The organism is Oscillibacter sp. ER4 (assembly GCF_000765235.1).
Lineage (GTDB): Bacteria > Bacillota > Clostridia > Oscillospirales > Oscillospiraceae > Hominicoprocola > Hominicoprocola fusiformis.
Window position 1 is genome coordinate 1 of record NZ_JPJG01000110.1, and the last position, 7,013, is coordinate 7,013.

A 7,013-nucleotide genomic window follows, 5' to 3' on the forward strand; every position below is an offset into this window, starting at 1 on the left:
GTCCGGATAATTGGTTATTGATGAAGATGAACCGGTTTCTTTTGATGACCCGGTACATACCTTTCAGGGGACCGAAGTTGTCACAGAACATTGGTTATGTTTGCGTAAACGAGATTGGTGATCTGATTAAACCTCACTATGTTACTGAGAGTTTTCCGAAGCTGCTCAAGGCAAATGGATTGAGACACATCAGGTATCACGACTTGAGACATAGCTGTGCCTCGTTACTTCTGGCAAACGGTGTTCCCATGAAGCAGATTCAGGAATGGCTTGGTCACAGCGACTTCTCAACCACGGCAAACATTTACGCACATCTGGATTATAGCTCGAAGCTGACTTCGGCTGACGCGATGCTCAATGGTTTGGGACTTGCTCCGAACTAAAAAAGAAAAGCCAGCAGCCGGGAAAACCGGCTACTGGCGGACATTCTGGCGGAGACGGTGGGATTCGAACCCACGGACCCTTGCGGATCAAACGATTTCGAGTCGTTCTCGTTATGACCACTTCGATACGTCTCCGTATTTATCTCAACATCAGCACCTCAGAAAACGGGGAGAACTGATGGGGAGAACAAAGAAAAATATTCAGTTAAAGATACCCGAAAAACCCCGTAAAATCAAGGGTTTCCGGTCAGGGAGCTACCGGATAGCGACCACGATTTCGAGTCCGGGTCGCCGGGGATCTTACGCCACCAGCGTTTTCAGGATTTCCATGATCTGCTCATATTCGATATCTGCGGCATAGGCAAACTGCTTGCGGTATTTATCCCACATGGCGCGGAGTTCCGGGCTTTCTTCGATGTTGTGCAGGATTCCGGGGACATCTGCGATCTGCTCCGCAGTGCCGCGATGCTTGGCCGTCGCGCTCAGCGCCTCATCAAACACGGCCTTGTCAAATTTCTGTGTTGTGGTCAGTATGTAGGCATCGTAGAAATCTCTGGGGCGGGTATTGAACACACCGCGCCGCAGGATGGTTTCCACCTTTTCCGCCATGACGGTTTCAATGTTGTACGCCCACAGCTCGTAGGACTTCTCATCATCAAAAATCTCGGAAAAGTTGTACTGCACCGCGTGGGGCGTAATGGCATCGCCGGTGGACACATCAATACTCATCGGGGTCAGTAGCGTGTCGAACCTGGCGTTCAGCATAACGCGGTAGCCACCGTAAATGTCGTCCTCCCGGATGGGAGTGATGGTTCCAATCTCGAATGCCACGCCATCGTCCAAAGAAATGGCGCAGACCTGCTCCAACGCACTGCGGATCGCATCCGGTGTGAGGGGCAGGTTTTTCAATGTGGTGTCCAAGTCCATCGTAGCCCGGTTGTCCAGACCGACGATGGCCGCCACCAGCATACCGCCCTTCAGAACGAACTTCTCTTTATACGCTGAGGCAGAAAGGCGTACAAGCAGCCGCTCGAACATATAGTTCTGCAGGATGACCTGTGCCGGAATATTCTTCTGTTTTGCGATGTTGCGGATCTTCGCTTTCAGACTCATTGCTTTGCTCACAGAAGCACCTCCAAATACTGCCGCAGGACATTTGCCACGCGCATTTTCTTCGCATAAGAGTGAAGTTTATTCAAATCCTTTTTAGGGCTGGCGGCGTAGAGCTTCAAAGCGGCAAGAAATGTTTCCGTACCGACTTTGTTGCGGCTGCGGATCATGTCGCAGATTGTGCGCTCAAGGTCATATACCGGCACTTCGTTCCCAGCGGGTGTGTTCAGTGTAGTCCGGCCAAGATCAAACAGCTCTGGCTTGATGTAATAGATTTTGCACTCGTTTTTGATTGCTGCCGATACCGTGTAATCGGACGGCACTGTGATCGTATGCTCAAAGGGTGTCCGATCCGAAATGCCATGAAGGAACAGGGCTGTTTCGTGGGAAAGAATGATCTGGTCGGAGCGCTTGCTGATGGACAACAGCTCATCCTGCATATCGTCAGGAAGAATGTACTGTCCCTGAACGATTCTATGAATTCTATCTTCTCTGCACAGTTTATAAAGCATGGCTTTGGAGATGCCGTGCGCTATGGCAGTTTTCGTTTCAATGATGCCGCCATGTTCCTGAGCAATGGCGGCAAGCTCGGCCATGTAATCCATATCTATCACCTCACGATACTAACTCAAAGATATTATAGGCGATTTCGTTATCAAAGTCAACAACGAAAGAGAACTTTTACAATAAAACTCATTGTAATTTCGTCATCAAAGTTAACACAATAAGGGCTTGGGATATTCCCAAAATCTCCGAGTGTACGGACACCGGATTTGCTTGCTATTCTCTAAAAAACTGAATCATCTTCGTTATCACGCGCTCTCGATTTCAAAACCGAGGGTGCTTTTTATTTTCAAAATTACTCACATAGGGGGAATTGAATGATGAAAAATCGCACCAGACCAGCCCGCATTGAGTTCCGTGTCACCGAGCAGGAACGTCAACTAATCCAGAAAAAGATGGAGCAGCTTGGCACTAAAAACATGGGCGCCTATCTGCGCAAGATGGCTATTGACGGCTACATCATCAAGGTGGATTACACCGAGCAGAAAAAGTTGGCTGCTGCCGTCAGCAACGTGGCTGCTAATATCAATCACATCTGCCGCCGCATCAATCAGGCCGGGCGATTCTATGCAGACGATGTTGCCGAGCTAAAAGCCAGACAAGCCGAGATCTGGCAGCTGCTGAAACAGAGCCAGAAAGACGAGATTCCGCCATAACGGGATTTTCCATGTGTGGATTTTCCGTCACCGGATTTCCAGACGATGGATAAGCTGACACTCCGGAGCGTCCCGTTGTTGGATTTCTGGACAACGGTTTTCGGCACAGCCACCGGGGATGAAATTCATCCTCTAAATAATAAGAAATAAATAATCTCTCAAGAGAATCATCCATCAATCCAATCAATACCGGATTGGATAGGATGGATGGGATGGAGGCGTTATGAAAAGTTTTTACAAGTTTACCGTGAAAAGCCCAGCTGCTTCTTACATACCACTGCCACGATTTCTGTTGCAGGATGAACAGCTGCGGGATATCAGCAACGATGCCAAGGTGTTATATGCTCTCCTGCTGGACAGAGCAAGCGTATCCCGGCAAAACGGATATATTGAGCCGGATGGAACGATTCGTCTGTACTTTACGCTGGAACAGGCGCAGAAGAAACTGCACCGCAGCCGACAGTGTGCCACCCGGATCTTCCGCGAGCTGGAATACAGCGGCCTGATCAATCGAAAGAAGCAGGGACTTGGTAAACCGGCGGTCATCACGCTGAACTACCCGGCAAACGCCAGGCTCATCACAAAGGAGGAAACCGATGAAAAGTGAAGTTACAAATACGAAATACCCGGCGAATGCGTTGCCGCGGCTCACGCCCGGACAAGCCCGAAGCATCCGAAGACTCACCCGCCAGTGCTGCAACAACGACAATGGAAACTGCTTTCTACTGGACGATGGCGATCCCTGTGTCTGTCCGCAGGCCATATCCTACAGTCTGATCTGCAAGCACTTCCGGCGCGGAGTTCTCCCGCTGGAGCCGGAATTGGAGGACGCGATCCTCCGTCCCAAAGGGACCCGCCGCTGCAAGGTCTGTGGTGCATACTTTATGGCCGGTTCCGGACGAGCCAAATATTGTGCGGAATGTGCCGCCGAAGTACACCGAAAGCAAAAGGCAGCACACGCCCGAAAAAAGAGGTCGGGCGTAGACAATTAACCCCTCGCAAACCCTTTGCACGCAAGGCTTTCCAAAGGCCACTTTTCAAGAGTGCGTATGTTTTTACTTAACCCCCGAAAAAACCGATTCAAACCGTCTACATTTTTTGATTGATGAAAGGAGTCAAAACCATGGAAAACAATAAGATCGAAAGAGTTCCCATTCACCTCAAGCTGGCCCTCACCTCCAAGGAGGCCGCCGAGTACAGCAACATCGGTATCAACAAGATCGACAGTATGCTCCGTGCGCCCAAGTGTCCCTTCGTCCTGTTTGTTGGTACGAAGAAGCTGGTCAAGCGCAAGGAGTTTGAGCAGTACATCAGCTCCAAGCTGGTGATCTGAGCGAAAAGCGGCGATATGCCGCAAGAAGTTTTCAAATTCACCTTGAGAGAAAGAGCACATTGTGATATACTTAAAATGTAGTGGTGTGCTCTTTTCTCTCTGGGGAAAGGAGTTCATACATGGGAAAAAATCTCAAAGGCAGAGAATGTGGTAAGGGTATCTACCAGAGGAAGGACGGATTGTACAGCGCCCGGTTCGTAGACAGAGCCGGTAAGCGGCACGAGAAATACTTCCAGACGGTTCCCGAAGCAAGAAACTGGATCGCGGATGCAAAGTATGCGGATGCACACGCGGAGGTTTTTGTCGGCACCGATATTACGGTGGATGAGTGGTTTGATTTCTGGATCGAGAATATTGTCGGAGATTTGGCTCCCAATACGCTCCGCAACTACCGTGACAGATACAAGCACAACATCCAGCCGGTGATCGGCAGGATAAAACTTACGGATGTGAAACCCATGCACTGCAAAAAGGTATTCATCGAAATGGATGCCGATTATTCCGGATCCACCATCCGTCAGGCGTACATCACCATGGGGACGATGCTGAAAGCGGCGAAGATGAACGATCTCATCTCCAAGCATCCCATGGACGGTGTTCGATTTACCAAGCCGGTCCGTGCGGCAAACGACATCAAGTTCCTCACCCGCGAAGAACAGCGTATCTTTCTGGAAACAGCCCGACGTTCTCACAACTATAACCAATATGCGTTGATCCTCGAAACGGGACTGCGCACCGGTGAGCTGATCGGCCTGACATGGGATGCCGTTGACTTCGAGAAACGGACGCTGACGGTAAACAAGACGCTGGAGTTCCGGCACGGTACAAAATCGTGGCGGGCGGGACCTCCCAAAACGCCTAACAGCTACCGTACCATTCCGCTGACAGACACGGCCTATGGCATCCTCCGTGAAGTGTGGGACAGCCGGGAAGAACGAAAATCTTCTCCTGTGCTGGAGCAGACTTTGGAGTACATGGATCGTCGAAGCGGCAGCATGGCAAAGCTGGTGATGCGCGATCTGGTCTTTATCAACTGGCGTACCGGAGAACCGGCAAAGAACAGTTCCTATGACACCCATCTCTACAAACTCTGCGACGAAGCGGGAATTGGGCGCTTTTGTATGCACGCGCTGCGTCACACCTACGCCACGCGGGCGATTGAAAGCGGGATGCAGCCCAAAGTGCTGCAAAAGCTGCTGGGACACGGCAGCATCAAAACCACCATGGATCGGTATGTCCATGTGACCACCGAATCTCTGGATCAAGCGGTACGGCAATTTGAAATGAATGGGGTTATCTGAATGAGAGCCGCGGTTCTGCACCAAAATGGCGTAAAAATGGAGTAGACACCGAAAGCCCCAAACCCGGAAACCCTTGAAAATACAGAGAAAACAAAGGAGAATGAAGATATATGAAATTAGGTATCGTCGGACTGCCGAATGTCGGCAAGTCCACTCTCTTCAACGCGATCACCAACGCGGGTGCGGAAAGCGCCAACTACCCCTTCTGCACCATTGAGCCGAACGTCGGCATGGTGGCCGTTCCCGATGAGCGCCTCGATAAGCTCTCCGAGATGTACCACCCCAAGAAGAAAACCCCCGCCGTCATCGAATTTGTCGACATCGCGGGCCTCGTCAAGGGCGCGAGCCAGGGTGCGGGCCTCGGCAACAAGTTCCTCGAGAACATCCGCCGCACGGACGCCATTGTCCACGTCGTGCGATGCTTTGACGATGAGAACATCATGCACGTCGTGGCTGACGCGAGCACGAACGTCCCCGTCGACCCCCTCGGCGACATTGAGACGATCGACTTGGAGCTCATCATGGCCGACCTTGATATGGTCAACCGCCGCGTCGAAAAGGCGACGAAGATGGCCAAGGGCGACAAGAAGTTCCTGCACGAGGTCGAGCTTTTCTCCGCGCTGGCCAAGCACCTCGACGCGGGCAAGAGCGCGCGCACGTTCGAGGTTTCGTCCGACGACGCTGAGCTCATCGCGACCGCCGATCTTTTGAGCCTCAAGCCCATCATCTACGCCGCGAACATGGACGAGGACGGCTTTGCGAATCAGGACGGCAACCGGTATTTGCAGCAGGTCAAGGAGCTCGCCGACCGCGAGGGCGCGCAGGTGCTGCCGATTTGTGCTAAATTGGAGCAGGACATCGCCGAGCTCGACGGCGACGACCGCGCGATGTTCCTCGAGGAGCTCGGCATTCAGGAGTCCGGCCTCGACCGCCTCATCAAGTGCTCGTACGCGCTGCTCGGCCTCATCTCGTTCCTGACCTACGGCGAGGACGAGTGCCGCGCCTGGACCATCAAAAACGGCACCAAGGCCCCGCAGGCCGCGGGCAAAATTCACTCCGACATCGAGCGCGGCTTCATCCGCGCCGAAACGATCAATTTCGACGACATGATCCGCTGCGGCAGCGTCGCGGCGGCAAAGGAAAAGGGATTGCTGCGCAGCGAGGGCAAGGAGTACGTCGTCAAGGACGGCGACATGATCTACTTCCGCTTCAACGTGTAAAATTTCAAAAATTCCATCATAAATTTCCGTTAACGGCGCAGATTTTCTGCGCCGTCTTTTTTTAAGTGAAACGGGTGCGCTACCATGGTAGCGATTCTGCAAACCGTTGGTATCACAGGAAAAACCGCACTTTAAATTTTCGGACCGCTACCAAACCGCTACCACGATAAGCTCGCAAAGCACTGGAATACAAGGAAAGGCGAAAATCCTAAGGGGATGCGATATCCACCGAATTGAACGATTTTGCGTTGATTCTGCTGAATTTTTCTTATTTTCAATTGTTTCTGCAACAATTTGAGGATTTGCAAATTTTGGCAGCAACCACGGGGAAGCGGGAGAGACGGCGGGTGTTCGGCTCCAAGAGGATGGAAATTTATGAAAGGAGAGTAACATCTATGAAAAAGTTACTCGCAATGGTGCTGGCTCTGGTCATGACTCTGTCTCTG

10 protein-coding genes and 1 tRNA gene are annotated in these 7,013 nt (G+C 51.7%); 8 read left to right on the plus strand and 3 right to left on the minus strand.

Translation table 11 applies throughout. The features are described from left to right. The coding region (locus NI20_RS0113155) for a site-specific integrase (RefSeq protein ID WP_033121845.1) at positions 1 to 383 on the plus strand (383 nt) is incomplete at its 5' end. 46 nt (positions 384 to 429) lie between these two features. Here the strand turns inward: NI20_RS0113155 and NI20_RS0113160 are convergent. The 3 genes from NI20_RS0113160 to NI20_RS0113170 form a co-directional block, all read right to left on the minus strand. Then, a tRNA-Ser gene (locus NI20_RS0113160) sits at positions 430 to 518 on the minus strand. 165 nt (positions 519 to 683) lie between these two features. Further along, on the minus strand, positions 684 to 1,508 hold the full coding sequence (locus NI20_RS0113165) for a nucleotidyl transferase AbiEii/AbiGii toxin family protein (protein WP_242843005.1): 825 nt from the start codon (positions 1,506 to 1,508) through the stop codon (positions 684 to 686). Further along, positions 1,505 to 2,098, minus strand: a complete 594-nt coding sequence (locus tag NI20_RS0113170; protein ID WP_033121846.1) for a type IV toxin-antitoxin system AbiEi family antitoxin domain-containing protein — start codon at positions 2,096 to 2,098, stop codon at positions 1,505 to 1,507. The genes NI20_RS0113165 and NI20_RS0113170 overlap by 4 nt, the downstream gene beginning before the upstream one ends. 279 nt (positions 2,099 to 2,377) lie before the next feature. On the opposite strand from NI20_RS0113170, the gene mobC reads away from it, so the two are divergent. From mobC to NI20_RS15520, 7 genes are all read left to right on the plus strand, one after another. Then, the gene (gene mobC, locus NI20_RS0113175) at positions 2,378 to 2,713 is read left to right on the plus strand and encodes a plasmid mobilization relaxosome protein MobC (protein WP_033121852.1); all 336 of its coding nucleotides are present in this window, start codon (positions 2,378 to 2,380) and stop codon (positions 2,711 to 2,713) included. Positions 2,714 to 2,936: 223 nt separating this feature from the next. Further along, positions 2,937 to 3,320, plus strand: coding sequence for a replication initiator protein A (locus tag NI20_RS0113180; protein WP_033121847.1), 384 nt, complete (start codon positions 2,937 to 2,939; stop codon positions 3,318 to 3,320). Further along, positions 3,310 to 3,705, plus strand: coding sequence for a cysteine-rich VLP domain-containing protein (locus NI20_RS0113185; protein WP_052084728.1), 396 nt, complete (start codon positions 3,310 to 3,312; stop codon positions 3,703 to 3,705). Before NI20_RS0113180 ends, NI20_RS0113185 begins: the two co-directional genes overlap by 11 nt. Positions 3,706 to 3,836: 131 nt before the next feature. Next, complete coding sequence (locus tag NI20_RS0113190) at positions 3,837 to 4,046, plus strand: excisionase (protein WP_033121848.1); 210 nt, start codon at positions 3,837 to 3,839, stop codon at positions 4,044 to 4,046. 119 nt (positions 4,047 to 4,165) lie between these two features. Further along, positions 4,166 to 5,347 (plus strand): tyrosine-type recombinase/integrase, encoded by a 1,182-nt coding sequence (locus NI20_RS0113195; RefSeq protein ID WP_033121849.1) that lies wholly within the window; start codon positions 4,166 to 4,168, stop codon positions 5,345 to 5,347. A gap of 110 nt (positions 5,348 to 5,457) precedes the next feature. Beyond that, positions 5,458 to 6,567 carry a redox-regulated ATPase YchF gene (gene ychF / locus NI20_RS0113200; protein ID WP_033121850.1) on the plus strand — a complete coding sequence of 370 codons (1,110 nt, stop codon included), beginning with the start codon at positions 5,458 to 5,460 and terminating at the stop codon, positions 6,565 to 6,567. A 233-nt stretch (positions 6,568 to 6,800) separates the two neighbouring features. Continuing rightward, a partial coding sequence (locus tag NI20_RS15520; protein ID WP_206538573.1) for a hypothetical protein occupies positions 6,801 to 7,013 on the plus strand: 213 nt, incomplete at its 3' end.

Coding starts and splice junctions, on each gene's coding strand:
- NI20_RS0113170 (WP_033121846.1), bottom strand. CDS start 2,098: ATGGATTACATGGCCGAGCTTGCCGCCATTGCTCAGGAACATGGCGGC.
- mobC (WP_033121852.1), top strand. CDS start 2,378: ATGAAAAATCGCACCAGACCAGCCCGCATTGAGTTCCGTGTCACCGAG.
- NI20_RS0113180 (WP_033121847.1), top strand. CDS start 2,937: ATGAAAAGTTTTTACAAGTTTACCGTGAAAAGCCCAGCTGCTTCTTAC.
- NI20_RS0113185 (WP_052084728.1), top strand. CDS start 3,310: ATGAAAAGTGAAGTTACAAATACGAAATACCCGGCGAATGCGTTGCCG.
- NI20_RS0113190 (WP_033121848.1), top strand. CDS start 3,837: ATGGAAAACAATAAGATCGAAAGAGTTCCCATTCACCTCAAGCTGGCC.
- NI20_RS0113195 (WP_033121849.1), top strand. CDS start 4,166: ATGGGAAAAAATCTCAAAGGCAGAGAATGTGGTAAGGGTATCTACCAG.
- ychF (WP_033121850.1), top strand. CDS start 5,458: ATGAAATTAGGTATCGTCGGACTGCCGAATGTCGGCAAGTCCACTCTC.